This window comes from Paraburkholderia sp. EG287B (assembly GCF_040965595.1).
GTDB lineage: Bacteria > Pseudomonadota > Gammaproteobacteria > Burkholderiales > Burkholderiaceae > Paraburkholderia.
Window position 1 is genome coordinate 128,668 of the sequence record NZ_JBFRCG010000012.1, and the last position, 25,525, is coordinate 154,192.

The following is a 25,525-nucleotide window of genomic DNA, read 5'->3' on the forward strand; positions in this document are numbered from 1 at the left end:
ACACCCCGCCCGATATGGGTTCGCGCGAACAGTCGGCCGGCAGGTCTCCTGGCTCACAGGTCGTCGACCGCATCGGCCTTCCCGGTAATACCAGTGGCTCAGGTGGATGCGGTCTCGCTGCTCACAGTCGCGGGGGCGGCCACAGCTTGCTGTGTTCCCTTTTATGCCTTAACGGCGCCGTCGGACACGGTATTATGCCCGTTTTCACGCGCGTTCCGCCCCACAATCGGGCTGCGGGCCCGTGGCGGCGTAGAGAAACAGGCAACAAAACAGGCAACGGCGGGAGAACGCATGCAGGGCAAGCAGGCATGGCTGACGGTGGTGGGCATCGGCGACGACGGCTACGCGGGGCTCGGGCGCGACGCGCGGCGCGCGCTGTTCGACGCGGCCATCGTGACGGGCGGCGAACGCCATCTCGCGATGCTGCCCCCACGCGTGCGTGCGCGGCGCGAGGCGTGGCCCCAGCCGTTCAGCGTGGAGGCGCTGCTCGCATACCGCGAGTCGAATGCGTCCGTATGCGTGCTCGCGAGCGGCGACCCCATGCTGTTCGGCGTGGGCGCGACGCTCGCGCGCCGCGTGCCGCCCGGTGAAATGCGCGTGCTGCCCGCGCCGTCGTCGCTCTCGCTCGCGGCGGCGCGCATGGGGTGGGCGTTGCAGGATACGGCGATGGTCTCGCTCGTCGGCCGTCCGCTCGATGTGCTGCGCCGCCATCTCTACGCGCGCTCGCGCGTGCTCGCGTTGAGCGCGGACGGGCGCACGCCCGCGGCGCTCGCCGCGCTGCTCGCCGAAGCGGGCTTCGGCGCCACGCGTTTTGCGGTGTTCGAGCATCTCGGGGGCCCGCTCGAACGCCGCATCGAAGGCCGCGCCGACGCGTGGCACGTCGAACAAGCCGCGGCGCTCAATCTGGTCGCGTTCGAATGCGAAAGCGATAGTGCGCAGACGCCCGCGCGCGGTTGGACGCTCACGCCCGGTCTTCCCGACGACGCCTTTCGCCACGACGGTCAGATCACGAAGCGCGACGTGCGCGCGCTCACGCTCGCGCGTCTCGCGCCGACGCCCGGCGCGCTGCTGTGGGACGTGGGCGCGGGCAGCGGCTCGATCGGCATCGAGTGGATGCGCTCGCACGCCGCCTGCCGCGCGATCGCGATCGAGGCGCACGCCGAGCGTCAACGCTTCATCGAGCACAATCGGGCGGCGTTGGGCGTGCCGGCTTTGCAACTCGTCGCGGGCCGCGCGCCCGACGCGCTCGCAGGACTCGCCGCGCCCGACGCGGTCTTCATCGGCGGCGGCGTGACCGTACCCGGCGTGCTGGACGCATGCTGGGCGGCGCTCGCGAGCGGCGGGCGGCTCGTCGCGAACGCGGTGACGTTGCAGAGCGAAGCGGCACTCGTGGCATGGCGCGCACAGCACGGCGGCACGCTCACGCGCATCGGCATCGGCGAGGCGCAGCCGCTGGGCGGCTTCGACACCTGGCGTCAGGCCTTGCCCGTCACGCTTTACGAGGCCGTCAAGCCATGACGGCGCGCATCCTGCTGCTCGGCGGCACCGGCGATGCGCTGGCGATCGCGCGCACGCTCGGCCCGCAGCACGTGTACTCGCTCGCGGGCCTTGGCCGCGTGCCCGCCGATCTCGCCTGCGCGGTGCGAGTGGGCGGCTTTGGCGGGGCAGAAGGGCTCGCGCGCTTTCTCGCCGACGAAAACATCGCGCTCGTTTTCGACGCCACGCATCCCTATGCCGCGCAGATCAGCGCCAACGCGGCGCGCGCATGCGTGGCGGCAGACGTGCCGTACTGGGCGCTGCGGCGTGCGCCGTGGCAGCCGCAGCCCGGCGACGACTGGCGCATGGTGAGCGGCTGGGCCGGGGTAGTCGAGGCGATTGCGCCGTTCGCGCGCCCGCTCTTCACGCTCGGGCGCGAGCCGCTCGCGCATCTGAGCGAAGTGCCGCCGCAGCAGCACTGGACGATCCGTTGCCTCGAAGCGCATCCCGGCCACGCCCGCGCATGCATCATCGATGCGCGCGGGCCGTTCACGGAAGAAGGCGAGCGCGCGCTCTTTACCGAGGCGCGCATCGACGTCGTGGTCAGCAAGAACAGCGGCGGCGCCGCGACCGAAGCGAAGCTCGCCGTCGCGCGCGAACTGGGCTTGTCGGTGGTGATGATGCAGCGCCCGCCGCTGCCCGACGCGCAACGTGAATTCACGTCGGCGCAAGCGGCAATCGACGCGCTCGCGAACCCTATTCAGCGGAGTTTCCACGCATGACCGTTTTCTTCATCGGCGCGGGGCCGGGCGATCCTGAACTGATCACCGTGAAGGGCCAGCGCCTCGTGCGCAGTTGCCCCGTGATTCTCTACGCGGGCTCGCTCGTGCCGCCGGCCGTGCTCGAAGGCCACCGCGCGCATAAGGTGGTGGACACGGCGCCGCTCACGCTCGACGAGATCGTCGCGCTGCTCGAAAACGCGCATGCCCAGGGCTTCGACGTGGCGCGCGTGCATTCGGGCGACCCGTCGCTCTATGGCGCGATCGGCGAGCAGATCCGGCGCTTGCGCATGCTCGGTCTTCCTTATGAAGTCGTGCCCGGCGTGACCGCGACCGCTGCGTGCGCGGCGGCGCTCGGCAGCGAACTCACGCTGCCCGGCATTTCGCAGACGCTCATCCTGACGCGCTACGCCACCAAAACGTCGATGCCCGAAGGCGAGCAGCTAGGCGACCTCGCGCGGCACAAGGCGACGCTCGCGATTCACCTGGGCGTGCGCCATATCGCGCGCATCGTCGACGAATTGCGGCCGCATTACGGCGAAGATTGCCCGGTCGCGGTGATCTATCGCGCGAGCTGGCCCGACGAGGAACGCGTAACGGGCACGCTGGCGGACATCGCGCAGAAGGTGCTGGCGACTGATATCGAGCGTACGGCGCTCATTCTCGTGGGGCGCGTGCTCGCGGCGGAAGGGTTTGCGGATTCGACGCTGTATGGGGCGCAGAAGCGCTAAGGCTACGAAAGCGCGCGTAAGTGTGCCCGCAGCTTGTCCACCTCGCCCTCGGCGAATTCCTTTTCGATTTCGTCATGCGTTTGCTGCCAGAGCGGAAACGCCGCGTTGAGCAGCCGATGCCCCTCGTCCGTGAGGCTCAGCAAGCGGCTGCGCTTGTCTTCCGGGTCCTGCTCGATCACGACGAGACCGCGCCGCTCCAGCGGCTTGAGCGCGGCCGTGAGCGTGGTGCGGTCCATGGCCAGCAGCGACGCCACGTCTTTCATGCCGGGCGGATGCGGCCGGTTCAGCGACATCAGCAGCGAAAACTGCCCGTTCGTGAGATCGAGCGGCCGCAGCACGTCGTCGAAAATGCGCGCGAGATTGCGTGCCGCCCGCTGCATATGCAGACACAGGCAGCAATCGCGCACCAATAGCGTGGTTTCGAAGGGAAGTTTCTTTGCGCGTGCCATGTTGCAATTATGTTGATATCAACCTATGCTGTCAAGGCCGGATGAGCGACATACCGTTGCTCCCGTTTTCAGACCAGCAACCAGACCAGCAGTTGGAGGACACATGAGCGATCAGAAACTGTTTCTCGCTGTTTTTCTCGGTACCAAAGACAACGCGCGCATGAAGGGTTGGGCGGCGCTTTCCGAAGCGGATCGGCACGCAAAGGAAAAGGAGGGCATAGCGGCCTGGCACGCGTGGGTCGAAAAGCACAAGGCGTCGATCGTCGATATGGGCGGCCCGCTCGGCAAGACCAAGTCGATTGGCGAGCATGGCATCGCGGATACGTCCAACGCGCTAACGGGCTATACCGTGCTGCGTGCCGCATCGCACGAAGAGGCCGCGAAGCTGTTCGAAGGGCACCCGCATTTTTCGATTTTTCCGGGCGAGGGCGTCGAAGTGATGCCGGTTCTGCCGATTCCCGGTGTCTGAACGGAGGCGCGCCATGAAACTCTACGGCTTTGCTGGCACCCGTTCGCAACGCGCGCTATGGGGCCTCAAGGAAGTCGACGCCGATTTCGAATTCATCTCGGTCAATCTGCTCGCAGGCGAGCACAAGCGGCCGGAATACCTGCGCATCAATCCCGCGGGCAAGGTGCCCGTGCTGATCGACGGCGACCGCGTGATTCCCGAATCGGCTGCCATCGTGCTGTATCTCGCGGATAAATATCCTGAGAAGGCGCTGTTGCCAGCGGATCTCGACGAACGGGCGCAGGCGTATCGCTGGACCCTGTTCGCGGTCACCGAGCTGGAGCAGCCGCTCTGGAGAATCACGCGGCATTCGTTCCTGTATCCGCCGGAAAAGCGCAGCCCCGCCGAAATCGAACTCGCGCGGGAGGACTTCAGGACCATGGCCGCGGTGCTCGAAAAGCATCTCGAAGGACGCGAGTTCATCGTCGGCAACCAGCTTTCCGTCGCCGACTGCGTGACGGTGTATCTGATGGACTGGGCCAACGAAGTGCAACTGCTGGACGGCTTCCCGCGTTTGCAAGCGTATCTCGAACGCCTCTACGCGCGCCCCGAGGCGCCGCAGCGCATCGCCGAAGCGCGCAAGGCGGCATAAATGGAAAACGGCCCAACCGGATCACGCCGATTGGGCCGCCTCGCTATCGCGTTACGCCATCTCAATGCGCCCGCGCATGCTCATGATCCACATGCGTGCGCGGCTGCGTCACCGTGCTCACCACCACGAGCACGATCACGTTCACGAACAGCGCAAGGAAGCCGATGTTGACGTCCTTGAGCGCGTCCGGCGCGAACGGAATCAGCTGAGCCACGCTCACATGCGTGAGCGTCGTGGCGATCACCACGAGCACGCCCGCCACGATGCCGCAGAACGCGCCTTGCTTCGTCACGCGATTGTGCGCAAAGAGGCTGCACACCAGCGCCGGGAACAGCTGCGTGACGAAGTTGTAGCCCATCAGCAGCAGCGCGACGATGGTGTCGCCGCCCTTGAGCGTAAAGCCGACCGCCACGAGCGCGATTACCGGCACGAAAATGCGCGCGAGCTTCGCGACTTGCGCGTCGTCCGCGCTCTTCGAGAGTGCGCCGCGATAGACGTCGTTGGCGAGCAGCGTCGAAGCCGTGGTGAGGATCATCGAGCCCGGCACGAGTGCGGTGAGCACGCCCGCAGCGCCGATGACGCCCACGAACCACGGATCGAACGTCTGCAGCGCGAGACGGAACAGCGAGAGGTCGATGTCGGAGCCCTTGAGGCCCGGCACCTTGAGCACGGCCGCGAAGCCGCAGAAGAACACGAACAGCAAAATGAGTTGATAGAGCGGCAGGATCATCGCGTTGCGGCGGAAGATGCGCTCGTTCTTCGCGGTGTAGACCGACATGAACGTGTGCGGCCACATGAAGAAGCCCAGCGCCGTGAGCAGCACGGTGGACTGGAACCACGTCACGCTCTGGCCTCGCGCCGGGAACGTGAGGAAGCCGGGCTTGGCGGCGTCGATGGCGCGGAACATCTCGCTCAGGCTGCCATAGTGGTGGATCGGCAGGTAAATGCCGAGGAACACGGCAATGGCGAGAATCATCGTGTCCTTCACGACCGAGTTCCACGCGCAGCCGCGCACGCCCGAAACGATCACGTAAGCCGTGACCACGGCCGCGCCGATCCAGATCGCCGCCGTGGAGGAGATCGCGCCATAGGAGGCCGTCGTCACGATGATGCCGAGGCCCTTGAGCTGCAGGACGAGATACGGCACGAGCGCGAGCACGCCCACACACGCCACCAGCACGCCCAGCGCGGGGCTCTGGTACTTGCGCGCGAAGAAGTGCGGCTGCGAGACGAGCCGGTGCTGCTTGGCGAAGCGCCATACGGGCGGCAGCATCCAGTACGAGAGGATGTATGCAAGCGTGCCGTAAGCCAGAATGTAATAGACGGGCGCGCCCTTGCCATAGGCGAAGCCGCTGCCGCCGAGGAACGTGAAGGTGGTGTAGATCTCGCCCGCCATCAGCAGGAACACGAACGCGGTGCCGAAGCTGCGGCCGCCCACGGCCCACTGCTCGAGGTTCATGTCGTGCCCGCGGCGGGCGCGCATGCCGAGGTAGAGCGCGACGAAGGTCATCGCCGCGATGATGATGAGGGCGCTCATGATCGCACCTCCGCATCCGCGTCGCCCGAAAGCCGGTTGACCGGGTCGAGCCGGTAGACGATCCCCATGATCACCGCGGCCAGCACGACCCACATGACGATCCACGCGAGCACGAGCGGCATGCCGAGCACGAGCGGCTCGGTGCGATTGACGAACGGCACCCCTAACAGGATGCCGATAAAGGGCAAGGCAGCGAGCAACCGCAGTGACATGGCAACTCCTCTTTCATATAAGAAGAAAAGAAACGTCGCGTCGGGGTGCGAGGCCACTCACTCTATGCTTGTGAACGCGCCCCGTAAAGCTGCCAAAAATACTGAAGGACTTGCCGTAAAGTTTGGTGCAATGCGCCATTTTCGGGGGCATCGAGCGACATCGATCCGGCACGCGTGACGCCGATCCGGCTACACTTCTGGCAGCCCGGCGCGCTTTTTGCGCATGCCCTTAACGGATCGACTCCATGATCGAGAGCCTGATTTCAGACATCCTGTTCGGTTTCACCGGACTCATCAGCATCATCAATCCCTTGAGCGGTGCTTTTGTTTTTCTCGATCGCACCACGACGCTTACCGACGAAGAGCGGCGCCTGCTCGCCAAACGCGTGGCGATCAACGCGTTCTTCGTACTGGTCGGGGCTTTTTTCGTCGGCACGCCCATCCTGCATTTCTTCGGTATTTCAATGGAAGCGCTGCGTATCGGCGGCGGCCTCGCCGTAGCCGTGGCCGGCTGGCAAATGCTCAACGCGCCCGAGCCGGAGCCGCCCGCGGTCGATCATCCGGTCAAGCCCGTGAGTGCGAGTTCGGCTTCCGGCAAGGCCTTTTTTCCGCTGACCATTCCGCTCACCACCGGCCCGGGCTCCATCGCCACGGCCATTGCGCTGAATGCCAACCGCACGCACAAGCTTTCGGCGTGGCTGCTCTCGAGCTTCGCGTCGCTCGTGATCTCCGCGCTTGTCATGCTCGTGATCTATTACGTGTACAGCCGCGCTGCGCGGCTTTCGCAGTACCTGGGTGTGGAAGGCACGCGCGTGGCCATGCGCGTGTCGTCGTTTCTGCTCCTGTGCATCGGGGTGCAGATCATACTGACTGGCCTGACCGGCTTTCTCACGCCGATCGCCGACCTGCGCGCCGCGAAGTAGCGGCGCTGTCAATCGGGCCGGCGTACACAAGCGTTCTCACGCGAAGGAGACCATCATGTGCCGCTGGCTTGCGTATAGCGGGAACCCCGTGCAACTCGAAACCGTGCTATTTCACGCACGGCATTCGCTGATCGACCAAAGCCTGCATTCCACCAAAGGCGCGACCACCACGAATGGCGACGGCTTCGGCATGGGCTGGTATCAGGACCCGCACGACATTCCCTATCGCTACCGCAGCGTGCATCCCGCCTGGAACGACCGCAACCTGCGCGAGCTGGCGCGCGCGGTGCGTGCGCCGATGTTCGTCGCGCACATTCGCGCGGCCACGCATACGCCGGTGCAGGAAACGAACTGCCATCCGTTTCGGCACCGGCGCTGGATCTTCGCGCACAACGGCCTGATCCGCAGCTATCCGCTGATGCGGCGCGATCTGTTGGTCGCGATCGATCCGGGGCGCTTCAATGCGCTCGAAGGGTCGACGGATTCGGAAACGATGTTCTATCTCGCGATGACATTCGGCCTTGAAGTCGATCCTGTTCTTGCGCTGGAACGCATGGCGGGTTTTGTCGAGGCAACCGCGCAAAAGCATGGCGTCGAGCCGGCGCTCAACATGACGGTTTGCGCATGCGACGGCGAGCAGATCGTCGCCGTGCGGTATTCGAGCGAACGCAATTCCCGCTCGCTTTATCACACCACGGCGTTCCGGCATCTGCGCGAACTGTATCCCGACGACCCGCGCATCATCGCGGCCGGCGACGACGCGTATCTGCTCGTTTCCGAGCCGCTCGGCGATGCGCCCGATGTATGGGCCGAAGTGCCGGAATCGACGGCCATTGTCGTGCGCGGGCCCGAGGTCGAATACCGGCCGTTCGCACCTATCTCACCTTAAGGCACCGTAACTTAAGGGCGCGATAAGTCGACCTCACGCGCTGCGGCGCCTTTGCCTTGCCGCCGCGAGCGCGAGCACCTCGTCGAACAGCGTGACGTCCACGGGCTTCACGAGGTGCATCTCGAAGCCCGCTTCGTGCGTGAGTTCGATGTCGGCGGCCTGGCCGAAGCCCGTCATCGCGGCGAACAGCGTGTGTTTGAGCGGCGGCAGCGCGCGCAGGGCGCGCAGCGTTGCATAGCCGTCGATCTCCGGCATGGCGATGTCGATGAGCGCGGCGTCGGGCGTGAAGCCGTCCACTTCCTCGCACGCGTGGGCGGCGCTGTAGGCCACGCGCACGTCGTGCCCTTTGAGTTCGAGCAGCATGGCGAGGCTGTCGGCCGAATCGCGGTTGTCGTCGACCACGAGCACACGCAGCGGCGGCACGCCGGCTTCCGCCAGCGCGGCAAGCTCGGTGGTGTCCGGCGTGAGCGGCGCCGGCTGCACCGCATGCGCGCTCTCGCGCGCGAACGGCAGGCGGATCGTGAACGTGCTGCCTTTGCCGGGCCCGTCGCTCCTCGCGGAGATGGTGCCGCCATGCAGCTCGACGAGCGAGCGGCACAGCATGAGGCCGATGCCGAGCCCGTTTTCCGTGGGCCCCGGCATCGAGCGGTCCTGGCTGAAGAGGCCGAAGATCGACTCGTACGTGCCGGGCCGCAGGCCACGGCCTTCGTCGTGCACCTGGATCTGCACGGCGCGCGCGGCGGAACGTACGTCCACGACGATGCGGCTGCCGTCGGGCGAGAACTTCGAGGCGTTGTGCAACAGGTTCTGCAGCACCTGCACGAGGCGCGTGTGATCGCCCGTCATGGTGAGCGTCGCGTCGGGCATCTGCACGTCCACATGCTGGCCGCGTGCCGAGGTGAAGGGCTGCGCCGCGTCGATGGCGTGCGCGACCACTTCGTGCAGGTCGAGCGGCGCCTCGCGCAACTCGATCTTGCCCGACGTGATGCGCCCGACGTCGAGCAGGTCGTCCACGAGCCGTGTGAGGTGCACGATCTGGCGGTCGATCATTTCGCTCGCTCGCTCGATCTCGGGGCTCGGCGCATCCATGAGGCGCATCGTGGCCACGGCGTTGCGCACCGGCGCGAGCGGGTTGCGCAGTTCGTGCGCGAGCAAGGCGAGGAACTGCTTCATCTGCTCGCTCGAATGCTCGAGTTCGTCGGTGCGGCGGCTTTCGGTCATGTCGCGCGTGACCTTCGCGAAACCCGTGAGGCGGCCGTGGCCGTCATGCACCGCGGTGAGCGTGACGTTGGCCCAGAACATCGAGCCGTCCTTGCGCACGCGCCAGCCCTCGGTCACGACCCGGCCCAACTCCTTCGCGCGGCGCAACTCGCGCTCGGGCTGACCGGCGGCGACCTCGTCGGGCGGATAGAACACGGAAAAATGCTGGCCGACGATCTCGGCCGGGCGGTAGCCCTTCAGGTTGGTCGCGCCGGTGTTCCAGCTCACCACGTGGCCCTGCGGATCGAGCATGAAGATCGCGTAGTCGCTTACGCTTTCCACGAGCAGGCGAAAGCGCTCTTCGGAAAGGCGCAGTGCCTCGACCTGACGGCGCTCGGCAGTGAGGTCGCGCGTGACCTTGGCGAAGCCGGAGAGCGAGCCGTCGCGCTCGCGCAGCGCGGTGATGACGACGTTGGCCCAGAACATCGAGCCGTCCTTGCGCACGCGCCAGCCTTCGTCGTTGAAGCGCCCGTGCAGCGCGGCCTGCTCCAGCTCGTGATCGGGCCAGCGGCGCGCGTTCGCTTCCTCGGTGTAAAAACGCGAGAAATGCTGGCCGATGATCTCGTGCGCTTCATAGCCCTTGATGTGGGCCGCGCCGCGATTCCAGCTCGCGACGTAGCCGCGCGTGTCGAGCAGGAAGATCGCGTAGTCCTCGATCGGCTCCACGAGCGCCTCGAAGCGGCGTTCGTGGTGGCTTTCGGTCGCGGTGTCGTGCGGGGCGATGCCGGGGTCGGGCGTCGTCATGGTCCTCGGGTCTGTCATGGGGCCTGTTCACAAGTTTGACAGGCTCTGGCCTCTTGAATGGACGTCCCGCGCGCAGCGGGCGCCGCAGCTTACCACGCGCGCTGCCCCGAGCGGTCGTACTTTTCGGCCATTGCCGGAATGCCTGCGCGCACGTGGCGTTCCGCGCGGCGTACCTGGCGGGTGAGCAGTACGACGTGGGGCGGCACCACGCGGCGCGCGCGCAAGGTCCAGAACGCGCCGCGCAGCAGCGCCACGCCCGCGGGCCCGAGCGAGCGCTGGCGGGCGAACACGGCGAGCGCACGGCCGGTCGCCGCGATCGCATCGCGCGCGGGCAGGCGCATCCATGCCACCCAGGCGGTGTTGCGCGCGTGCGCGCATTGCTGCGCGCGCGTGAACCAGCGGTAAAGCGGCTCGCGATGCGCGAGCGCCTGCTCGCAATAAACGATCTGGTGGCCGGCCGACAGCATGTCGAGCGCGGCCAGCTCCTCGGCGCCGCCGTGCGAAAGCCGCTCCTCGTAGCCGCCGAGCGCGCGGAACACGGCTGCGCGGAAAATGCACGCGCCGGCCATGAAGTTCGCGAGCCCCGGCCCGGCCTCGCCTTCCGCGCCCGGCGATGTGGCGGCGAGCATCAGGCAGGCGGGGTGAATTTCGCGCTCGTCGCCGCTCACCACGCGCGCGTTGAGCACGGCCACCTGCGTGTGGGCGTCGAGCAGCTGCGCCGCGCGTGCGAGCCCGCCGGGCGCGAACCAGGTGCTGTCGTCGCAGCACGCTACATAGTCGGTGCGCGCGAGCAGCACGGCGCGATTGAAACCGGCCATGCCGTGGTCGCCCAGCGACTGGACGATGCGCACTTGCGGAAAGAGCGACGCCAGCAGGGAGACGGTGGAATCGGTGGAGCCGTTGTCGGCCACGATGACGTCGGGGTGTTCGGGAAGGGCGGTGAGGCGCGCGACGGTATCGATGATTTGACGCACGTGATTGCGCGTGAGGACGACCACCGTCACGCGTGGCGCGCTGGGGGTTCCGGGGGCAGGGGCGGAGTCGTTCATCGCAGCAGGCGGCGGGAGCCGGCCGGTGAGTTGTCGAATTGACCTATGTCAGCATACGCCGATGGCGCGCGACATGCAGTACATGGCGTGCGCCAGTGGCGGGGCGGCACAGCGGCGGTGCTGCACTGCACAGCCGGGAACTGCGCAATTTTCGCGCCGCGTGCGGCGGCGCGCGCGATCAACCCGATTCGCGGCTCGATCCGCCGCTCAATCGCGCGCGCAGACTTCGTCGAGGTGGCCGAGCAGGTCGGCGGGATCTTCGTACACGCGCAGCGCGCCCGCGCGTTGCAGTTCCTCGGTGCCGTAGCCGCCCGACTGCAGGCCGATGCCGAGCGCGCGGCAGCGCTGGGCCGCGAGCATGTCCCAGACGCTGTCGCCCACCACGAGGCAGCGCTCGATCGGCACGTTCAGCCGCAGCGCCGCGGCGACGAAAAGATCCGGGTCGGGCTTGGCGTGGCGCACTTCGTCACGCGTGACCACGGTCGTGACGGACGGGTCCACGCCGAGCGCCTGCAAGTTCACGGACGCCGTGGCGAGCCGCCCGCTCGTGGCGATCGCCCAGGGCACCTGTGCGGCGCTGAGCGCGTCGAGCAGCGCGCGAGCGCCGGGCAGCGGACGCACCTTGTCGGCGTGGCGGCGGTAGGCGTCGGCGTGTAGTTTTTGCAAGCGCGCGATGCGCTCGGGCGCGATCGACTCGTGGGCCTCGTGGGTCTCGCGCAGCAGCTGGTTCATGAAGAGGCCGCCGCTCATGCCGATGCGACGGTGAATGCGCCACACCGAAAGCTCGATGCCGTCCGCGTCGAGCGCTTCCTTCCATGCGAGCACATGCTGATACACGCTGTCGACGAGCGTGCCGTCGAGGTCGAACAAAAAGGCCGTTTCGTTGCGCATGGGGGGCTCCTGTTGCTACACGACGATTACGCGGTGGTGGCGCAAAAAGTGTACGCCGCGCGGCGACGGCGTGCGCCGCGGAGGGCGCGCGGCGTCGCCTCAGGGCGCGCTGGCCGCAGACGCGTCGGACGCCGCCGGTGCGCCTTGCGCGGCGCCCGTCTGCGGATACAGCTGCAGCAGCACGCGCAGCACGCCGTTGGTCCATCCAAAGCCGTCCTGCAGCGGATATTCGCCGCCGCCCGCCGACGAGGCCTTGGTGGCCGACGCGCTCACGTCGTACTTCTCGACGAGCTTGCTCGTTAATTCCCGATGTCTATACTCTAGTAACGAACCGCCTTATTTGGGCAGGATGACCATGTTAGTCAAAGCGCGAAAGCAACCCCGCAACCACAACACAATTGAGCTAGCGCCGCAGCCGCCGAGGGTTTACAGCTACCTCCGGTTTAGCTCCCCCCAACAGGCGAAAGGCAACTCAATTGCACGACAGTCGGAGTACGCAAGGGAATGGGCGGCCAAACGCGGCTTCGAACTTGACGAATCCCTTACGATGCGCGACGAGGGTTTGTCGGCATTCAAGGGCACCCACATCAAGCGCGGCGCGCTCGGCGTATTTCTCGAAGCAGTCGAACAGGGGCTGGTCCCTCAAGGCTCGGTGCTCATCGTCGAGTCGCTTGACCGACTCTCACGCGCCGAGCCGATCATCGCGCAGAACCTGCTAACCAGTATCGTCATGTCGGGCATCACTATTGTCACGACTGGCGACACCCCGACTGAGTACAACCGCGACACGGTAAAACAGAACCCCGGCATTCTTTTCATGGCGCTCGGTACGGCAATGCGTGCACACGAGGAAAGTAGCACCAAGAGCGACCGCGTGCGGAAGTCGTACAGGTCGAAGTGTGAGCGCTGGATCAAAGGCGAGTATCGCGGCCTGGTCGGCTCACCCCGACGAATCGACGCGCAGGGCAAAGTAGTCAAAGGCACCGATCCCATCTGGGTTCTATACAGCGAAGAAACAAAGCGCCTTGAACTTGTGAAGGAAAAAGCAGAAACGATGCTGAGAGTCATCGAACTCTATAAGGCTGGTTTCGGCTCCGTCGAGATCACGAGACGGCTTAACGCCGAAGGCATGTCTATCAGTGACAACCGCCCGACCATCAGAATCCATAAGCTCATTACCTACCCGGCGCTGAAGGGCGACAAGGTGGTGGTCGCTGACGGCAAGGAATATACGCTCAAGGGATACTATCCGCCGCTGATGGACGAGCCCGAGTTTGAAGCGCTCCAGCTACTCGTCGGCAAGCGGGTCCGCAAAGGCAAAGGAGAAGTACCTGCGGTGCTCACGGGTCTGAAGTTATGCCGTTGTGGGTACTGCGGCGAATTCATGTCCGGTCAGACACTAACGACAACGATGGCAGACGGCACCAAGCACAGGAATTTTCGCCGTCTGCGTTGCGGTTCGTATTCGCTTCGGGCACAAGAGTGTCGCGGCGGAGCCAGTTGTACGGCCGTTCCGATTGAACTGGCGGTTATGAGGTTTTGTGCAAACCAGATGAACCTTGATCATCTTTTCAGCGGTAACGACAAGTCGAACCCGCTCATGAGGCAACTCTCCGCGAAACGGGCGGCGCTGGCCAAGACAGAACTGAAACTCCAAGGCATCAAGGACGAGATGCTTAACGGGGATGGTATGCCTTCCATGTTCCGCGAAGTCGTACGCGAACTGGAAGCGAACCGGCGCACGCTTACGCAGGCGATTACGAAACTGGAGCGGGAGCTATCCATCAGTTCAACGTCGCGGCCAGCACCCGCAGAGGAATGGACCCAACTTATTTCTGGCGTACAGGTTCTTGACTACGATGCCAGGATGAACGCACGTCGGCTGGTCCGGGAGACTTTCGAGCGTATTGACGTTTTCGCAAAGGGCCTTGAGTGCGACGGCAAAAATATGCATGTGCGCGTGACATCGAAACGAGGCGTCGTGATGGGATTCGATCTCGACCGGCGAACTGGCGAACTGATCGAAGCAACGAAGGTGCCGAGCAGTGAGAAAGTGGCAACAGGCAAGCATGCGGAGCGCAAGCCGCGCACAAGGTAAGCACACGCGCTCGATGCAGAAAGGCGACTCTCGACGGGTCGCCTTTTTTTAGTCGTGGTCCTGTAGCAGACCTTCGGGTGTCGAGTAAATGCGGAGCAGACCTTCGCCGACGAGATACTGGCGATATGCGAGCACCGCCAGTTCCCATAGCTCGTGTGCGACCTGTGGGCCCGCGTCGAGCACGTGGCCGTCCTCGTCGAGAATCGCAAGTGTCGCGGGCCTGCCATCGTCGCCCGTGATCGTGAAGCGCTCCCACATCAACGCCGTCACGGTCGAGTGCCTGAGGACCGGCGCATTTTCCGGGTTCGGTGCATCAGCGGTGGTACTCATCGTGATTCTCCTGTTACACCTGCTGCTCGATGCATTCTAGGCTGTCAAGCCGCCACGAGTCGAGCGTAGGCCTGTCCGAAAAGCTCGTGCGTGCAAGCTCGCGGACTGCCGCGACGAATAGCTCCTGCCGCGTCGAGTTACGCGGTGCGTGGATGTCCACAAACCCATCGTAGGTGGCCCACATACCGGGCGCGCTGTGAAGCCACACGCGCCACCGCAGCAGGCGTGGCTCGGGCGGTGCGAAAAAGTCATCGTCGGGGTCATAGTCACCATCAGTCATTCTCGGCCCCGAGCGTCATGCCGATCGCTCCACAGACCGTATTGCCGGCCTCGACCTGCTTCGGCGTGAGCAGCACATTGAATATCTCGGCCTTGTGCAGCCTGCAGAACGTGGCGAGTGCCTGCCGTGCACTCTCGACGTGGCCGGGGTTGAGTGCATCGCATGACGCGAGCAGCAGCAGCGCCACGAAACAATAGCGAAGTTTCATCACTCGTTCCTCCTTCGCGCATAGAGCGGGATGCCGTGTGGCAAACTTCCGCCCTTGACCTCAAACCGGATGACGCGCAGCACGAGCACAGGCACGTTGTCGGGGTTCACTTCCACACGCGCCGACGCGACACCCTGAAGCGGCTCACCATCGACGAGCACAAGCGGTCGCGGCCCCGACAGGTCAAGCTCAGCCACCGGGCCCATCGTTGTCTTGATTGTCGTGCTGCTCATCGCCATCCCTCACAATTGCCATCGCGTCGGCCAGTGCGTCGGCGCATATCTCGCAAGTGCCGTGGACTATCGCTTCGACTTCGCCTGCGAACGTGAAGACATTCAGGTCACTGAATGGCTCACCGCAATTGACACATCGATAGAAACGGCTGCTGCGCTCCATTGCATTGCCTCACCTGTATCGCTCACCGACCTCGACGAGCGCGATGCGGAGCCTTGGACGGCTTACCTGCCCGAACTGCGGCGCGCCGCGCGATGTCGAGCGCGACGGCGACGGCGGCCTTCTGCGGCCGTCCTGCCCGCATCTCCGTCGCGATATTCCGGCTGATGCTGCGCTTCGAATAACCTCGAATCAGTGGCATAGGGTTCCCCTTCAACGTCAGGCACCGAGAACTTCTCGTGCGCCCTGCGACTATGTGAGGACATCGGCAACCTCCTTGAGTGGTTCGGGCATGTCATGCGATGCCTGATTGACTCGCACCTTGTACGCATACACAACCCGCGTTTCGAGCATCATGCTTTCGGCAAGGTCGATGAGCGCTTCGGGCCACTGCAGCGGCTTCACCTCGTCATGAATCTGCAGCAGGCGGATGAGCAGGGCAGCGTGCAGGTACAGGAACTTGCGGAACTGCGTGTAGCAGCGCGAGCTAAACTGCGGCGCGGCGAAAAACCATTCGAGCGCCGTGATGCCTTTGCCTTCCATCGCCGGGTCATACACCGACTCGGGCACTACCGCGCCGACCGCGCACGCGTGGCCGCGCCCATCGCGGTACATGCAATTACGCGTCGGGCCTTTCGTGCTGCGCTCGCCCTGTTCGAGCAGGTGTGCTGCAACGTGATCGAATACGCGCTGCCGCTTCCACGTCACAAGCTCGTCGATGGTCGGATAGGTCACCATGCCGGTTCTCCGAGCGCAATGTCATCGAGCGACCCAAGCCGCGCCGGGTCATACTCGTGCAGGCCCTGATCGACCACTCGCGCATTCAGGCCGTTCTGGTGCGCGATGCCGCGCAGGCGCGCGGGCCACTGCGCGGGCGGGTTCGAGTCGTGCATGTGTTGCAGGTCACTGAGCAGCACCATGTGGCGTATGAGAAACGCCGCGAAGGCGTGGTACTCGTGGCGCGTCGAGTCGAGCATCATCGAGGCAAGGTCACGCACGCTGAAAAATTCGAGCGACCGCGAATACACATCATCGGGCATGAGCCACCCGACCGCGCAGCGCTTGCCGTCAGGCGCGCGGTACATGCATTTTGATGTGCCCGGTGCAATCGCCTGACCGTGCTGCCGCAGCAGGTGCCACGCGGCGATGTCAAATACGTCCTGCCCGTCAAGCTCGGGGAGCATTCTTGTCGTGAGTCTCATGGCCTAGTCCTCATCGTCCTCATCGTCGCGCGCTGCCTGCTTGCGCGCATTCTTCGGGTCGGTGGTCACCGCCTTCGACATGTCAGTGCTTGCAGGTACGTCGTGCTTGAGCAGGCTTGCGAGCTTCGCCGTTTCGTCAGGCGTAGGTAGCACCTGGGCACGCGCGACGCATGAGCAGGTGCCACCTTCCTTCGGCTGCACAACCAGTTGGCCGAACGTCGATTCAACCCATAACAGGTCACCTTTGCCGCGTCCGTTGCCGGTGTGCAGGTGGAAGCCGACCGATGACCACTCGGCTATCCACGGGAACTTGCCTTCCTTGCCTAGCTGCGGATAACGCAGGTGCGTGAGGTGATCGCCATCGGGGCCGAGCAGGTCGGGGTCGCTCGACGCTTCATACAGCGACTCGCGCAGGCCCGCCGCGATATCGTTTAGCCGCATGTTCGGCAGATCGAAGGTAATCTTGATGTCGAGCGCGTTTACGTCCTCGTCGCCGTGCTTCTCGGTGCGCAGGTTAAGGTGCGCAATCTTGACGGGGTGCCGCTTGAGTTCCAGCATTGCCATTCTCCTTTCGTTTCACCTGATGCCCTTGCCGAACCGCCGCGACTCGATGTGCAGGCGTTCGAGCAGGGACCGCGCGACATACTCATCGAGTTCGGACAGTTCGCGTGTCGCGTCAAGCATTCCCCGGAACCCCGCGTAATAGGCAGTGCGCAGTTCTTGCAGGCGCTCGGGTGGGGTGCCGTGATCGATGCGGCGCAGCCGGTAATTCGTCCAGCGTTCCTCGATTGTGAGCATGGCGTCACTCCTCGAATTCGGCGGCGCGTGCCTTGAATGCCTGCTCAAGCTCGGCGCGTTGCTTCGCGTCCGCAACGTGCTTGATGAAGTCGCCCGCGTCATTCACCTCGTCAAGGCTGCGCGCCTTGTTGAGCATGTCGGTAACTTCCGCATAGGTCACGGCATTCGACGCCGCGGCGTCGGCAGCTTTCTTTTTCGCGCCTGCCTTCATGCGTGTCTTGACCGCAGCTGTGCCGCCGCCTTTCGGCGCGTTGGCGCCGCCGTCAGCCGGTTTGCCTGCCGCATCGCCACTGCCAGCCTCGAACCATTCGCTGGCATCGCTCATGCCGTCGCGCAACGATGCATAGATGCGCTTCAGGCCGACCACCTGTGCGGGGGCAATCGCGTTGAGGTGCCGCTGGATGCGCTTCTCGATTTGAGCTTTCGTCACGCCGAACTCGGCGAAGGCGACAACCATTTTTTCCATCGCTTCGGGGCTGGTGTCGGCTTTCGCCTTCAGAGTCTTGTCGGCCTGCACCATAGCGACTTCCACAACGTCGCTCGGAATGACTGCCTCAAGGCATGCGCGCACACGACGTTGCGCGGCCGACGCGCAAAGCTCGTAGACGTCGCGCTCATCGCGCAGCGGATAGCCGCCCTCACGGGTGTCGCGCCAGTGCGGCACCATGAAGGCAATGCGCTTGCGCGTGCGGGTCTGAAGGTCAACGGCTACGGCTTCGACTTCCGAGTAGGCAACGCCGCGCGCATCGACACCGCGCGAGCGCTCACGCCATGCCGCGTCGATGTTTCCCCAGATGGCTGCGATACGCTCCATCGCTTTGATGCTCGGGCCTCGAATATCGGTGACGCCGCGCGAGTACGCGTACTGTGCTTTCTCTGCGAGCCCGAGACGCGTGAACGCATTCTCGATGAGGTCAACGGCACGCACCTCGTCGCGCGGGTGCTCGGCAGCCGTCATGTAAACGACCCGCAGTTCGAACATCTCGCGAGCCTGATCCGCACGCGCCGCTGCCGTGTCAACCACTTCGCGCTTCTGCGGCGTCAACTCGGGATCACTAAAATCATTCATGTCTTTTCTCCTTTACGTGCTGAGAAACGAAAATCGACATAGGTGCTCGGCTCGACGGTGTAGCCGTCGCGCTTGATGACCTTTCTCGTGTAGCCGCCGCCGTTCGGCAACAGGCCGACCGCTGCCTCACCCATCATGTGCAGGATGCGGGCCTTCGCCGCGTCCGCGCCCTTGCTCATCAGTTCGGCCTGTTCGGTGAAATCGAGCCGCGCATAGTGCATCGCCTCGGCTTCGGCGGGCAGCCGGACCGTTTCGCCGCTGCTACCGGGAAACAGTCGCTTGAGCAGGGGAATTGCGGTCGGGTGTTGATAGTCGAGCGGCGGCGCTTCGTTGCGCTCGATGTGCTGCCAGAACTCCGCTTCGCCGTGCTCGATTAACTCGACTAGCTCACTGTCGCGCTCGACGCGAAAAACTTTCAGGGTGTTACCGCCGACACACGCAGCGAGCACCCACGCGTCGTATCCGCTGACCGCCAAGTAATGAGCACACTGGAGCAGGTATTCTTGCGGCACCTGGTCAGAATGCTCATCGCCCCAGCCGCCGAAGCGGTACGAAAGCGAGTCAACGTTTTTGCATTCGAGGCCGATGCGTTGACCATCGACCGTGCGGTCAAAAGAGCCGATCATCCACGGAAAACGCGGATGCACCGCGAGCCTGTTATGTTTTCGCAGCCGCACGTTATAGCGGCGGGCATACATGTCCGCGATGACCTGCTCGATGAGCTTGCCGAACTCCATGCGCTCGACAGCATCAGGACTCGCCATGACATCGCCGGGTATCTGTCCAGTCTTTTCCAAGTAAAGCTGGTGCGCGGTCTTGTGTCGGCTCTGACCTAACGCGGCAGCAGCGTCGGACCCACCGATGCCGCGCTTTCTTTCTTCGAGCCACTGCGCTCGTGGTTCATTCATGATGTACTCCGAACTAAGGTGCCTGCCCTGCAACACCGTCACTCGCTCCGACCTGCCGTTCCCCAACGGGCCTAAACATGCCTTGCGTTGCACGCCGACCGAAGCCGATGTCTGCTCCGACTAGATCCGCACTTCCTATCCGCGCAAACCCTTGCGGGCCTCTTCCTGCGTTACCTCAACAGAACTCGTCCAGTCATCTCTAGCGATGCCTTGCGGGCCGTGCCTTTTCTAACCTAGACAGGTCCTAGACGTGCGCCGTCGTGCGTGCCTCGACATGCTCCGCGCTGCCTCGCCGGTACACCGCAAGCGTCGCCAACCACGACTGCAAGCGGCCCGCCTCGATCCAGCGTGCCCAGCCTTGCCGTTGCACGCCGCGCCGTGTCTGTTCGTGCCATGCGTGCCACGCCTAACCTAGACTCGCGCGAGCAGGGCTCGCCTTTCCTCACTTCGCGACGCGTGCCGAGCGGTGCCCCGGCTGACCATGCATAACCGGGCCAAGCGTGCGTTGCCACGTAAGACCGATCTGGACATGGCATGCATCGACCGGACGTGCTACGCGTGCCGACCCGACCCGGACAAGTGACGCGCTCACACACGCAACCGCGCGTGCCAAAACTTGCTCGACATTGATCAACCGAGCTACACCCGGCCCAACCCAAGCGCTTGCGCCACGAATGCCTAAGCTTGCCCGAGCTTGCCATTCCGAACCCGGCCCGACCGAGCGTGACAGCCGTGCGTGCGTGGCAATAACCAACCTCGCCGGTCCCGGCGCTGCCGAGCCTAGCGCTGCGGGCTCAACCGTAACCTCGCAGACCCGAAGGTCATCGTGCTGCTCAAGCTGCGCGCCGACGAGCGCTATTAAAGAATTCGCGCAAATGCACCATCAGCGCTGTGTAGTCGTTCTCCATGCGAAGCTCTACCGCAAGCTCACGCATGCGTTCGAGTTGGCCGCGCGCATTGGCGAACGCCTCTGCGATCACCATGCGGGCCACTTCCGGTTGTTCGCGCAAGGTGTCAAGCGAGCTATAGCCGCCGCGCAGCGGGTGATGCGCATACACGCGTGGCGTGACATCAGGTGTCGGCGTGTCGGTCTGTTCCTCGCTCACAAAGCGCACGCTGCGGATGAGCGCTCGCGCCTGCTCGTCGCGGTACAGATCGGCAGCAGTGCTGTCGTTCCACTCGAACTCGGGATGCAGCGGATGCTTGACCGGCTTCGATTCCTGCCACACATTGCGCGGCATGAGCACGCCGCCCGCCTTGTCGTGCATCTTGCGCAGCGTGTCGCTCACGGTGCGCTGCCGGTCGGTGCTCATGCCGCCTCCGTCGCCAGTTCGCTTTCGTCAGGAGCGTCGGCCTTGCCGCGCTTGCCTTTCTTCGGCGTGTCTGCCGCCTGCTGCCGACGCCGCTGTACCTCTTCACCGAACCACGAAAGCAGTTCCTGTGTCTCGGCGTTGTAGGCAAGCGGCTCATGCATCGCCTGCTCCTGCACCTTGCGACCTCCCTGCTTGCGAATCTCGACGAATTCCTCATCGTCGGGGTCGCACACGCGGAACTGGCCGTAAGAGCCCGCGCCTTTCTCCACCCGGAAGTCACCGATGCCACGGATCATTCCCGCCGCCGCAAGCAGTCGTACAATCGCGGCGTCGCTCAGGTTCGGCGTGATGAATGCAACGGGAAAGACGAGGCACCAGCGTTCGAGAATGCATCGGCTGCGGATGTCAGGCGTGCGGTTTATATCGCTGTTCCGCACGACCGACATGAGAATTTTCGGGATGCCGTACACGCCGACCATTTCAACCGGCACCGTGGTTAGCCGACCGATTTGTGCGGCGGCGACCTTGCCGGGAAGGTCTTTCGCGGCATCGGCCATTGCGGCCTTGATTGCGCCACCGGGCACGCATAGCAGCGTGTCGCTGGGATTGTCGAGCACGTATGCTGCCGAGCGGAATTCATCGATCGGCTCGTGCTTGAGCGTCACGGCGCGCTCGGCGCTGTTCTTTCGCAGGCTCGGCAGGAGTAGCTGCTGGCGTGCCTTCTCCGCGAGCCGGTTGAGGATGAGAGGTGTCTGTCCGCAGATCGCAACCGAGATGCGCTTTTGTGAGAGCAGCGGGACGAGGATGCTCGCATCGGCTGCTTCAGGTGCTGCTTTCTTCGTTGCCATTTTTGAACTCCGTAAGTGTCACGCGTTAAGGGTGCAGGAGGTCACATGGCCGTGCGGCCTCCTGCGGGTACAACTCGACAGAAGTGCTAACTACTTTCTATGCATCCTTTTCACATGCGGCCTTGTCCGTAATGGCTGCTTCGCCAATTCATGCCGCGCCATCAACTTTCACGCGCTGCGTTGCGTGCCTCGCCGGTACTGACCGTGCCTGGACCAGAAACGCCCCGCGACGCCTAAACTGCCTCGACTCGACGGGCTCCGACTCATCCCGCCCGGTTAGGCCTGACCAGGCCGCGCCTAGCCTACCTGTCTCGACTTCTCATGCCCTGCACAATGCGGCGCGACCTAACCGGGCCCAGCGCTGCCGAGCGTGCCAGTGCGCACCGCGTCACGTTTGCCCAGACCGGACGCGCGTTGCGCTGCCTCGCGTGTGCTGCCACGCCTGTGCTCGCTTCGCCGTGTCACGTCATGCGTGCCGCGCTATGCCGAGACACCCCCCGCCTGACGCCACCGCGCCATGTCGCGCGTGCCTAGCCCTGCATCGGCTCGGCATCGCATGCCACCCGCGCGAGCCTGCACCGGGAGATGTGCGGCCTGAACGTGCGCAGTGATGACACGCGTGCCAAGCTGAGCCGTGCCACGTCAGAACAAGCCGAGCAATGCCACGCGTGCCCTGACGCGCCAAGAACGGTGTGACCTTGCCGGACCGAGCGATGCCAAGCGCAGCGAGCGATGCCGGAACCACAGACACGTCACGACATGACTAGCCCGGTGCTGCCATGCACGCACCACCCGGCCCTGACATGGCGGGCCAAGCGCTGTTTCGCCAAGTCAAGCGGGCCTAACCTCATCGTGCGGTGCGACTGCTCAGCAGAACGCGCCTGCCTTAACGCGTCTTGCCCGTAGCACGACTCGGAACGCCATAACGGGCCCAGCGCGTGAGCGCCTGTCCACACCGTCCAACCCCTGCGGGGCTCTTATTGCCTACCGCTTGCCTGCCTTGGTCACATCGATTGAAGGCCAACGGCGGGCGACCGCGCGCTGTACGGTTCGCTGCTGGCTCGGCGTGCCGTGCTGAGCTACACGCGCAAGCGCATTGCGGGCTCGCGCTATCGTGTTGATTGGATAGGCGCGCTTCGACGGAAAGGCAAAATTCGACGGCTTGATGCGTGCCCGACCTTTGGCTGTCAGTGTCATGGCTATACCTCCTGTGATTGCGATCACGCCTTCGCGGTGTCCGTCGAGGATGTTGCCGTGCTCATCGTATTCGACGGGAACGAGCAGCACGCCACGGTCTTCCATGTCGGCATTGAGTGCTTTAATTTCCTCAAGCGACACCTTCGCCACTATCTGATAAACACTGGGGTTCATATCGAAGTCCTCGTGCGCAGCCACGCCACGGCGCGATAGCTGCCTGTTCGTGTATCGAAGTCGGGGCCAAACATCTCCGGGTCCGACTCGGGCGGTGCCTCGTCGACGGTCCGCTGCGCGGTGGCGCGTACCTCATCGAGCGTGATCCCGTTCACGATGACGCGGCGGCTGCCGCTGTACGTTTCGACGCGAATGCTTGCGCTCACGCTGCCTCCGTATCGATGTCACGCAAGTCGAGCCCGTAGGTCTGCAACACCTCGCGAATCTCGCGTACCGTGTCGGGCCCGAACCACGTCACGGCGAGAATGTCTGCGGGACGCTTCGCACACAGCTCGGCGACGGTGGTGATGCCGTGCGCGCGCAGGCGACGCGTCATCTGCTTCGGCAGGCACAGCACGTCGATGTCCTGTGCGGGGCGGATGGTCGCGGCGCTCATGCGCGTACCTGCTGACGGCGTGTGGTGACGAGCGCGCGAAAGCCGCCCGATTCGAGGTCGATGCGCGGCCCGAACACTTCGGGGCACTGCTCGACCGGCATCGCGTTTTTCTCGTCGAGCGCAGCGCTTAGGACGGTGTCGTGGTCCGCGCCGATGACGAGCACGCGCAATGCGCCGAATTCGTCGGTTTCCCGTTCAATCCGAATTGACGTGCTCATCTTTTCGCTCCGACCGGCCCATGAATTTGTGGGAAGGATAGAACCGGTTATTTGAATTACGCAAAGTGCGAAAAGCGGCCCGCGCGTCGGGTTAATCGCGCTTTAATGATTAACTGTCAACTCGACAAATAAGGTTTCTGTGATACACATAATGTGCTTTTGCTGAGTTCTCAAAACTAGACTAGGAGCCGCTGACAGCCAAAAATGCGCCCACGCAGCGCCCAACTTGCGCCCACTTGGCGCCCAAGTCGCGCCCACGCCGCGCCCACTTCGCGCCCACGAATGCTCGTCGAGGTATGCGGGTATACACCTACAAAGTAGGTTAGACGGGGCATGATAGGTGCGCGCAGACCGAAATATTTTGAGAAGGTCTGGAAGCCTTTCCAGCACTGGCGTTGCCCGGAAACGCACGCCCGGAGCCACTTCGCACATGTTGTCATCGGCGAAACATGGGACTACGATTCATCAACCTGTCATTCGTCGGAGTACACGAGGCCAGTGATGGCACGGGTGCGAAGTCTGAAAATTGCGCAGGGGCATGCCGCCCTGCTCGAAGCCATCGACCTCTGCGGGTCGATGGGCGAACTCGCTCGCAGGGTTAACCAGTACGTGCCATGCACGAACGGCCGCATCGATCAGTGGTTGCGCCGTGGTGTGGCCGTGCCGCCGGCCGTTGCGCCGTTCATCGCCCACGCTGTGAATGACCAGGTATCGGTTTACCGACTGTGCCCCGAATACGCGCGGGGCTGGGCACTGCTGCACAAACAACTCACTGCCGCCAACAGGCGACGGCGAAAGGCTGACGTTGGCCTTTAATCGCCAGAAGCTCGGCGGCAACATCACCGAACTTCCGTAGCAAAAGAAACCGGGTTGGTTGTTATTGAACCAGCGCGACTTTTTGCGCGCTCCGTTTTAACGCTTTACTCACTTGGAGGCATCAAGAGAGCGCTGGAGCTTTTGCCGTTCGTTTTATCCGAGCAGCGATGCTGTTCGGAATGAATGGCAATGGGCCATAAGAAAGTTGAGAGATGGATTTTAGTGCCACTTACCATGTTTCCTTATTGAGGACCGAAAGTGGAGACGCCAATAGTTGAATCGGTCGAGGGCCCTGAATTACGCAAGCTGAAACCGCATCCGCTCACGCTGCTCGTGCCGCCGAGCCCAGGCATCAGCGTGCGGGACGCCATCGATGTGCCGGTGATTCTGGCCGATGGTGATGTGCTCGATGGTCGGGCGCGGGTCAGCGAAGCGGTACGCCTCGGCATCCCGTGCCCTTACGTGAACCTGTCGCCGCGGCACCACGAGCATCCCGCTCTCGTGCTGGCACGGGCGATGGTGGCACGCGCGGAGCCGCCCGACCGTGCGCTGTGCGCGCTCGTGTGCGCACGTCTCGTGGACGCCGTGCGCAAGCGGCCCGCATGGCTCGACCACTATGACAGCGGTTTCAGCGCGCGTTTACACAAGCAACACCACCTCGTCGAGTTCTTGGAAGCGGGCGGGGCCACGTTGCGCTCGTACCAGCGCGCAAAAAAAATTCTCGAGGACCAGCGCATCGTGCTGGCCGTTCTCGACGGCGCGATCACGCTCAGGATGGCCGAGACGCTTGTGCGCGAGGTGCCCGGAAAAAAACGTATGGCGTTCGTCAGCATGACGGACGAGCAGCGCGGCGCGGCACTCGCGCACCTGCACACTCGGCGTCACAGGCCGCAGCGGCTCGAAGGCTGCTAGTGGATACACACACAACGGCGCGCGCTGCGGCAGCGGTGGGCGCCACACAGGAGAAGGACGATGAGCACCCCGCGACGTAATGCCATCAGGTTTATTCCAGATTCCACAGAAAATCTCGAACGCGTCATCAACGGCACGCTCCGCAAGTGGGCGGCAGCAAGTCGTTGCAACCGACCCGGCCCGTGGATCGCCCTCGACCTTGCGGCCATGCCCGACGCCGAGCAGGAGATGCATGCGCGCAACCTGATGACAGTGCGGCCCCTGCCATGCGAGTGCAACGAATGA

34 protein-coding genes, 1 pseudogene and 1 riboswitch are annotated in these 25,525 nt (G+C 64.1%); of the genes and pseudogenes, 12 read left to right on the plus strand and 23 right to left on the minus strand.

All coding sequences use genetic code 11. The features are described 5' to 3' along the window. Positions 1-20: 20 nt before the first annotated feature. Positions 21-197, minus strand: a riboswitch (cobalamin riboswitch). A gap of 94 nt (positions 198-291) precedes the next feature. From cbiE to cobM, 3 genes are read left to right on the plus strand one after another with little or no spacing between them, the layout of a single operon-like run. Beyond that, a complete protein-coding gene (gene cbiE, locus AB4Y40_RS22745) occupies positions 292-1,518 on the plus strand; it encodes a precorrin-6y C5,15-methyltransferase (decarboxylating) subunit CbiE (RefSeq protein ID WP_368689674.1) in 1,227 nt (408 codons plus the stop codon). Beyond that, on the plus strand, positions 1,515-2,258 hold the full coding sequence (locus AB4Y40_RS22750; protein ID WP_368689675.1) for a cobalt-precorrin-6A reductase: 744 nt from the start codon (positions 1,515-1,517) through the stop codon (positions 2,256-2,258). Before cbiE ends, AB4Y40_RS22750 begins: the two co-directional genes overlap by 4 nt. Beyond that, positions 2,255-2,986, plus strand: coding sequence for a precorrin-4 C(11)-methyltransferase (cobM, locus tag AB4Y40_RS22755; protein ID WP_368689676.1), 732 nt, complete (start codon positions 2,255-2,257; stop codon positions 2,984-2,986). The genes AB4Y40_RS22750 and cobM overlap by 4 nt, the downstream gene beginning before the upstream one ends. 2 nt (positions 2,987-2,988) lie before the next feature. Here the strand turns inward: cobM and AB4Y40_RS22760 are convergent, their stop codons facing one another. Then, positions 2,989-3,435 (minus strand): MarR family transcriptional regulator, encoded by a 447-nt coding sequence (locus AB4Y40_RS22760; protein ID WP_342922569.1) that lies wholly within the window; start codon positions 3,433-3,435, stop codon positions 2,989-2,991. Between the two features lie 103 nt (positions 3,436-3,538). Between AB4Y40_RS22760 and AB4Y40_RS22765 the strand changes: the two genes are divergently transcribed. Together AB4Y40_RS22765 and AB4Y40_RS22770 are read left to right on the plus strand one after the other, a co-directional pair. Next, positions 3,539-3,904 carry a hypothetical protein gene (locus AB4Y40_RS22765; RefSeq protein ID WP_368689677.1) on the plus strand — a complete coding sequence of 122 codons (366 nt, stop codon included), beginning with the start codon at positions 3,539-3,541 and terminating at the stop codon, positions 3,902-3,904. Between the two features lie 13 nt (positions 3,905-3,917). Beyond that, positions 3,918-4,535: a glutathione S-transferase family protein gene (locus tag AB4Y40_RS22770; protein ID WP_342922571.1), complete on the plus strand. Its 618-nt coding sequence runs from the start codon at positions 3,918-3,920 to the stop codon at positions 4,533-4,535. A 61-nt stretch (positions 4,536-4,596) separates the two neighbouring features. Here AB4Y40_RS22770 and AB4Y40_RS22775 read toward each other — a convergent pair whose 3' ends face one another. Both AB4Y40_RS22775 and AB4Y40_RS22780 read right to left on the minus strand, forming a co-directional pair. Continuing rightward, a complete protein-coding gene (locus tag AB4Y40_RS22775; RefSeq protein WP_368689678.1) occupies positions 4,597-6,072 on the minus strand; it encodes a sodium:solute symporter in 1,476 nt (491 codons plus the stop codon). Further along, entirely contained in the window at positions 6,069-6,284 is a 216-nt protein-coding gene (locus tag AB4Y40_RS22780) for a DUF3311 domain-containing protein (RefSeq protein ID WP_368689679.1), read from the minus strand. Before AB4Y40_RS22780 ends, AB4Y40_RS22775 begins: the two co-directional genes overlap by 4 nt. 245 nt (positions 6,285-6,529) lie before the next feature. Here AB4Y40_RS22780 and AB4Y40_RS22785 point away from each other — a divergent pair, with 245 nt between their 5' ends. Both AB4Y40_RS22785 and AB4Y40_RS22790 read left to right on the plus strand, forming a co-directional pair. Further along, the gene (locus AB4Y40_RS22785) at positions 6,530-7,207 is read left to right on the plus strand and encodes a MarC family protein (protein ID WP_069266235.1); all 678 of its coding nucleotides are present in this window, start codon (positions 6,530-6,532) and stop codon (positions 7,205-7,207) included. Between the two features lie 55 nt (positions 7,208-7,262). After that, the gene (locus AB4Y40_RS22790) at positions 7,263-8,096 is read left to right on the plus strand and encodes a class II glutamine amidotransferase (RefSeq protein ID WP_368689680.1); all 834 of its coding nucleotides are present in this window, start codon (positions 7,263-7,265) and stop codon (positions 8,094-8,096) included. 33 nt (positions 8,097-8,129) lie between these two features. Here AB4Y40_RS22790 and AB4Y40_RS22795 read toward each other — a convergent pair whose 3' ends face one another. The 4 genes and pseudogenes from AB4Y40_RS22795 to AB4Y40_RS22810 all read right to left on the minus strand — a co-directional run. Further along, positions 8,130-10,100 carry a PAS domain S-box protein gene (locus tag AB4Y40_RS22795; RefSeq protein ID WP_368689681.1) on the minus strand — a complete coding sequence of 657 codons (1,971 nt, stop codon included), beginning with the start codon at positions 10,098-10,100 and terminating at the stop codon, positions 8,130-8,132. Between the two features lie 89 nt (positions 10,101-10,189). Continuing rightward, entirely contained in the window at positions 10,190-11,104 is a 915-nt protein-coding gene (locus tag AB4Y40_RS22800) for a glycosyltransferase family 2 protein (protein ID WP_368689682.1), read from the minus strand. A gap of 252 nt (positions 11,105-11,356) precedes the next feature. Further along, complete coding sequence (locus AB4Y40_RS22805; protein WP_368689683.1) at positions 11,357-12,040, minus strand: HAD family hydrolase; 684 nt, start codon at positions 12,038-12,040, stop codon at positions 11,357-11,359. Between the two features lie 99 nt (positions 12,041-12,139). Next, positions 12,140-12,358: pseudogene (locus AB4Y40_RS22810) on the minus strand (trehalase family glycosidase); the annotation flags it as partial. A gap of 37 nt (positions 12,359-12,395) precedes the next feature. Between AB4Y40_RS22810 and AB4Y40_RS22815 the strand changes: the two are divergent. Further along, complete coding sequence (locus AB4Y40_RS22815; RefSeq protein ID WP_368689684.1) at positions 12,396-14,138, plus strand: recombinase family protein; 1,743 nt, start codon at positions 12,396-12,398, stop codon at positions 14,136-14,138. Between the two features lie 48 nt (positions 14,139-14,186). Here AB4Y40_RS22815 and AB4Y40_RS22820 read toward each other — a convergent pair whose 3' ends face one another. From AB4Y40_RS22820 to AB4Y40_RS22835, 4 genes are read right to left on the minus strand one after another with little or no spacing between them, the layout of a single operon-like run. Beyond that, positions 14,187-14,468: a hypothetical protein gene (locus AB4Y40_RS22820; RefSeq protein ID WP_368689685.1), complete on the minus strand. Its 282-nt coding sequence runs from the start codon at positions 14,466-14,468 to the stop codon at positions 14,187-14,189. A gap of 13 nt (positions 14,469-14,481) precedes the next feature. Next, positions 14,482-14,748: a hypothetical protein gene (locus AB4Y40_RS22825; RefSeq protein ID WP_368689686.1), complete on the minus strand. Its 267-nt coding sequence runs from the start codon at positions 14,746-14,748 to the stop codon at positions 14,482-14,484. Beyond that, positions 14,741-14,956: a hypothetical protein gene (locus tag AB4Y40_RS22830; RefSeq protein ID WP_368689687.1), complete on the minus strand. Its 216-nt coding sequence runs from the start codon at positions 14,954-14,956 to the stop codon at positions 14,741-14,743. The genes AB4Y40_RS22825 and AB4Y40_RS22830 overlap by 8 nt, the downstream gene beginning before the upstream one ends. After that, entirely contained in the window at positions 14,956-15,189 is a 234-nt protein-coding gene (locus AB4Y40_RS22835) for a hypothetical protein (RefSeq protein WP_368689688.1), read from the minus strand. The genes AB4Y40_RS22830 and AB4Y40_RS22835 overlap by 1 nt, the downstream gene beginning before the upstream one ends. Here AB4Y40_RS22835 and AB4Y40_RS22840 point away from each other — a divergent pair. Further along, positions 15,179-15,517: a hypothetical protein gene (locus AB4Y40_RS22840; RefSeq protein WP_368689689.1), complete on the plus strand. Its 339-nt coding sequence runs from the start codon at positions 15,179-15,181 to the stop codon at positions 15,515-15,517. The genes AB4Y40_RS22835 and AB4Y40_RS22840 overlap by 11 nt on opposite strands. An 84-nt stretch (positions 15,518-15,601) precedes the next feature. On the opposite strand, the gene AB4Y40_RS22845 is transcribed toward AB4Y40_RS22840, so the two are convergent. The 12 genes from AB4Y40_RS22845 to AB4Y40_RS22900 all read right to left on the minus strand — a co-directional run bounded on the left by AB4Y40_RS22845 (position 15,602) and on the right by AB4Y40_RS22900 (position 23,512). Beyond that, positions 15,602-16,087 (minus strand): hypothetical protein, encoded by a 486-nt coding sequence (locus AB4Y40_RS22845; protein ID WP_368689690.1) that lies wholly within the window; start codon positions 16,085-16,087, stop codon positions 15,602-15,604. Further along, positions 16,081-16,551: a hypothetical protein gene (locus tag AB4Y40_RS22850; RefSeq protein WP_368689691.1), complete on the minus strand. Its 471-nt coding sequence runs from the start codon at positions 16,549-16,551 to the stop codon at positions 16,081-16,083. The genes AB4Y40_RS22845 and AB4Y40_RS22850 overlap by 7 nt, the downstream gene beginning before the upstream one ends. A 3-nt stretch (positions 16,552-16,554) precedes the next feature. Next, positions 16,555-17,109 (minus strand): hypothetical protein, encoded by a 555-nt coding sequence (locus AB4Y40_RS22855; RefSeq protein ID WP_368689692.1) that lies wholly within the window; start codon positions 17,107-17,109, stop codon positions 16,555-16,557. An 18-nt stretch (positions 17,110-17,127) separates the two neighbouring features. Next, complete coding sequence (locus AB4Y40_RS22860; RefSeq protein ID WP_368689693.1) at positions 17,128-17,349, minus strand: hypothetical protein; 222 nt, start codon at positions 17,347-17,349, stop codon at positions 17,128-17,130. 4 nt (positions 17,350-17,353) lie between these two features. Next, a complete protein-coding gene (locus tag AB4Y40_RS22865; RefSeq protein ID WP_368689694.1) occupies positions 17,354-18,331 on the minus strand; it encodes a hypothetical protein in 978 nt (325 codons plus the stop codon). Between the two features lie 83 nt (positions 18,332-18,414). Further along, a complete protein-coding gene (locus AB4Y40_RS22870) occupies positions 18,415-19,326 on the minus strand; it encodes a YqaJ viral recombinase family protein (protein ID WP_368689695.1) in 912 nt (303 codons plus the stop codon). Positions 19,327-20,159: 833 nt separating this feature from the next. Beyond that, complete coding sequence (locus AB4Y40_RS22875) at positions 20,160-20,639, minus strand: hypothetical protein (protein WP_368689696.1); 480 nt, start codon at positions 20,637-20,639, stop codon at positions 20,160-20,162. Then, entirely contained in the window at positions 20,636-21,304 is a 669-nt protein-coding gene (locus AB4Y40_RS22880; protein ID WP_368689697.1) for a hypothetical protein, read from the minus strand. The genes AB4Y40_RS22875 and AB4Y40_RS22880 overlap by 4 nt, the downstream gene beginning before the upstream one ends. A gap of 1,167 nt (positions 21,305-22,471) precedes the next feature. Further along, on the minus strand, positions 22,472-22,858 hold the full coding sequence (locus AB4Y40_RS22885) for a hypothetical protein (RefSeq protein ID WP_368689698.1): 387 nt from the start codon (positions 22,856-22,858) through the stop codon (positions 22,472-22,474). Further along, the gene (locus AB4Y40_RS22890; protein WP_368689699.1) at positions 22,855-23,064 is read right to left on the minus strand and encodes a hypothetical protein; all 210 of its coding nucleotides are present in this window, start codon (positions 23,062-23,064) and stop codon (positions 22,855-22,857) included. The genes AB4Y40_RS22885 and AB4Y40_RS22890 overlap by 4 nt, the downstream gene beginning before the upstream one ends. Continuing rightward, positions 23,061-23,294, minus strand: a complete 234-nt coding sequence (locus AB4Y40_RS22895) for a DNA-directed RNA polymerase subunit alpha C-terminal domain-containing protein (RefSeq protein WP_368689700.1) — start codon at positions 23,292-23,294, stop codon at positions 23,061-23,063. Before AB4Y40_RS22895 ends, AB4Y40_RS22890 begins: the two co-directional genes overlap by 4 nt. After that, complete coding sequence (locus AB4Y40_RS22900; RefSeq protein WP_368689701.1) at positions 23,291-23,512, minus strand: hypothetical protein; 222 nt, start codon at positions 23,510-23,512, stop codon at positions 23,291-23,293. Before AB4Y40_RS22900 ends, AB4Y40_RS22895 begins: the two co-directional genes overlap by 4 nt. A 501-nt stretch (positions 23,513-24,013) precedes the next feature. Here AB4Y40_RS22900 and AB4Y40_RS22905 point away from each other — a divergent pair. From AB4Y40_RS22905 to AB4Y40_RS22915, 3 genes are all read left to right on the plus strand, one after another. Further along, the gene (locus AB4Y40_RS22905; RefSeq protein ID WP_368689702.1) at positions 24,014-24,328 is read left to right on the plus strand and encodes a hypothetical protein; all 315 of its coding nucleotides are present in this window, start codon (positions 24,014-24,016) and stop codon (positions 24,326-24,328) included. A 357-nt stretch (positions 24,329-24,685) separates the two neighbouring features. Beyond that, a complete protein-coding gene (locus AB4Y40_RS22910; RefSeq protein WP_368689703.1) occupies positions 24,686-25,240 on the plus strand; it encodes a hypothetical protein in 555 nt (184 codons plus the stop codon). 60 nt (positions 25,241-25,300) lie between these two features. After that, a complete protein-coding gene (locus tag AB4Y40_RS22915) occupies positions 25,301-25,525 on the plus strand; it encodes a hypothetical protein (RefSeq protein WP_368689704.1) in 225 nt (74 codons plus the stop codon).

What these genes read in the sequence shown, in the direction of transcription:
- AB4Y40_RS22860 (WP_368689693.1), bottom strand. Translation starts at nt 17,349, where the DNA reads ATGCTCACAATCGAGGAACGCTGGACGAATTACCGGCTGCGCCGCATC.
- AB4Y40_RS22770 (WP_342922571.1), top strand. Translation starts at nt 3,918, where the DNA reads ATGAAACTCTACGGCTTTGCTGGCACCCGTTCGCAACGCGCGCTATGG.
- AB4Y40_RS22900 (WP_368689701.1), bottom strand. Translation starts at nt 23,512, where the DNA reads ATGAGCACGTCAATTCGGATTGAACGGGAAACCGACGAATTCGGCGCA.
- AB4Y40_RS22780 (WP_368689679.1), bottom strand. Translation starts at nt 6,284, where the DNA reads ATGTCACTGCGGTTGCTCGCTGCCTTGCCCTTTATCGGCATCCTGTTA.
- AB4Y40_RS22855 (WP_368689692.1), bottom strand. Translation starts at nt 17,109, where the DNA reads ATGCTGGAACTCAAGCGGCACCCCGTCAAGATTGCGCACCTTAACCTG.
- AB4Y40_RS22915 (WP_368689704.1), top strand. Translation starts at nt 25,301, where the DNA reads ATGAGCACCCCGCGACGTAATGCCATCAGGTTTATTCCAGATTCCACA.
- AB4Y40_RS22815 (WP_368689684.1), top strand. Translation starts at nt 12,396, where the DNA reads ATGTTAGTCAAAGCGCGAAAGCAACCCCGCAACCACAACACAATTGAG.
- AB4Y40_RS22795 (WP_368689681.1), bottom strand. Translation starts at nt 10,100, where the DNA reads ATGACGACGCCCGACCCCGGCATCGCCCCGCACGACACCGCGACCGAA.
- cbiE (WP_368689674.1), top strand. Translation starts at nt 292, where the DNA reads ATGCAGGGCAAGCAGGCATGGCTGACGGTGGTGGGCATCGGCGACGAC.
- AB4Y40_RS22905 (WP_368689702.1), top strand. Translation starts at nt 24,014, where the DNA reads ATGGCACGGGTGCGAAGTCTGAAAATTGCGCAGGGGCATGCCGCCCTG.
- AB4Y40_RS22750 (WP_368689675.1), top strand. Translation starts at nt 1,515, where the DNA reads ATGACGGCGCGCATCCTGCTGCTCGGCGGCACCGGCGATGCGCTGGCG.
- AB4Y40_RS22820 (WP_368689685.1), bottom strand. Translation starts at nt 14,468, where the DNA reads ATGAGTACCACCGCTGATGCACCGAACCCGGAAAATGCGCCGGTCCTC.
- AB4Y40_RS22775 (WP_368689678.1), bottom strand. Translation starts at nt 6,072, where the DNA reads ATGAGCGCCCTCATCATCATCGCGGCGATGACCTTCGTCGCGCTCTAC.
- AB4Y40_RS22835 (WP_368689688.1), bottom strand. Translation starts at nt 15,189, where the DNA reads ATGAGCAGCACGACAATCAAGACAACGATGGGCCCGGTGGCTGAGCTT.
- AB4Y40_RS22865 (WP_368689694.1), bottom strand. Translation starts at nt 18,331, where the DNA reads ATGTTCGAACTGCGGGTCGTTTACATGACGGCTGCCGAGCACCCGCGC.
- AB4Y40_RS22785 (WP_069266235.1), top strand. Translation starts at nt 6,530, where the DNA reads ATGATCGAGAGCCTGATTTCAGACATCCTGTTCGGTTTCACCGGACTC.
- AB4Y40_RS22845 (WP_368689690.1), bottom strand. Translation starts at nt 16,087, where the DNA reads ATGGTGACCTATCCGACCATCGACGAGCTTGTGACGTGGAAGCGGCAG.
- AB4Y40_RS22790 (WP_368689680.1), top strand. Translation starts at nt 7,263, where the DNA reads ATGTGCCGCTGGCTTGCGTATAGCGGGAACCCCGTGCAACTCGAAACC.
- AB4Y40_RS22760 (WP_342922569.1), bottom strand. Translation starts at nt 3,435, where the DNA reads ATGGCACGCGCAAAGAAACTTCCCTTCGAAACCACGCTATTGGTGCGC.
- cobM (WP_368689676.1), top strand. Translation starts at nt 2,255, where the DNA reads ATGACCGTTTTCTTCATCGGCGCGGGGCCGGGCGATCCTGAACTGATC.
- AB4Y40_RS22805 (WP_368689683.1), bottom strand. Translation starts at nt 12,040, where the DNA reads ATGCGCAACGAAACGGCCTTTTTGTTCGACCTCGACGGCACGCTCGTC.
- AB4Y40_RS22870 (WP_368689695.1), bottom strand. Translation starts at nt 19,326, where the DNA reads ATGAATGAACCACGAGCGCAGTGGCTCGAAGAAAGAAAGCGCGGCATC.
- AB4Y40_RS22895 (WP_368689700.1), bottom strand. Translation starts at nt 23,294, where the DNA reads ATGAGCGCCGCGACCATCCGCCCCGCACAGGACATCGACGTGCTGTGC.
- AB4Y40_RS22825 (WP_368689686.1), bottom strand. Translation starts at nt 14,748, where the DNA reads ATGACTGATGGTGACTATGACCCCGACGATGACTTTTTCGCACCGCCC.
- AB4Y40_RS22885 (WP_368689698.1), bottom strand. Translation starts at nt 22,858, where the DNA reads ATGAACCCCAGTGTTTATCAGATAGTGGCGAAGGTGTCGCTTGAGGAA.
- AB4Y40_RS22875 (WP_368689696.1), bottom strand. Translation starts at nt 20,639, where the DNA reads ATGAGCACCGACCGGCAGCGCACCGTGAGCGACACGCTGCGCAAGATG.
- AB4Y40_RS22850 (WP_368689691.1), bottom strand. Translation starts at nt 16,551, where the DNA reads ATGAGACTCACGACAAGAATGCTCCCCGAGCTTGACGGGCAGGACGTA.
- AB4Y40_RS22830 (WP_368689687.1), bottom strand. Translation starts at nt 14,956, where the DNA reads ATGAAACTTCGCTATTGTTTCGTGGCGCTGCTGCTGCTCGCGTCATGC.
- AB4Y40_RS22765 (WP_368689677.1), top strand. Translation starts at nt 3,539, where the DNA reads ATGAGCGATCAGAAACTGTTTCTCGCTGTTTTTCTCGGTACCAAAGAC.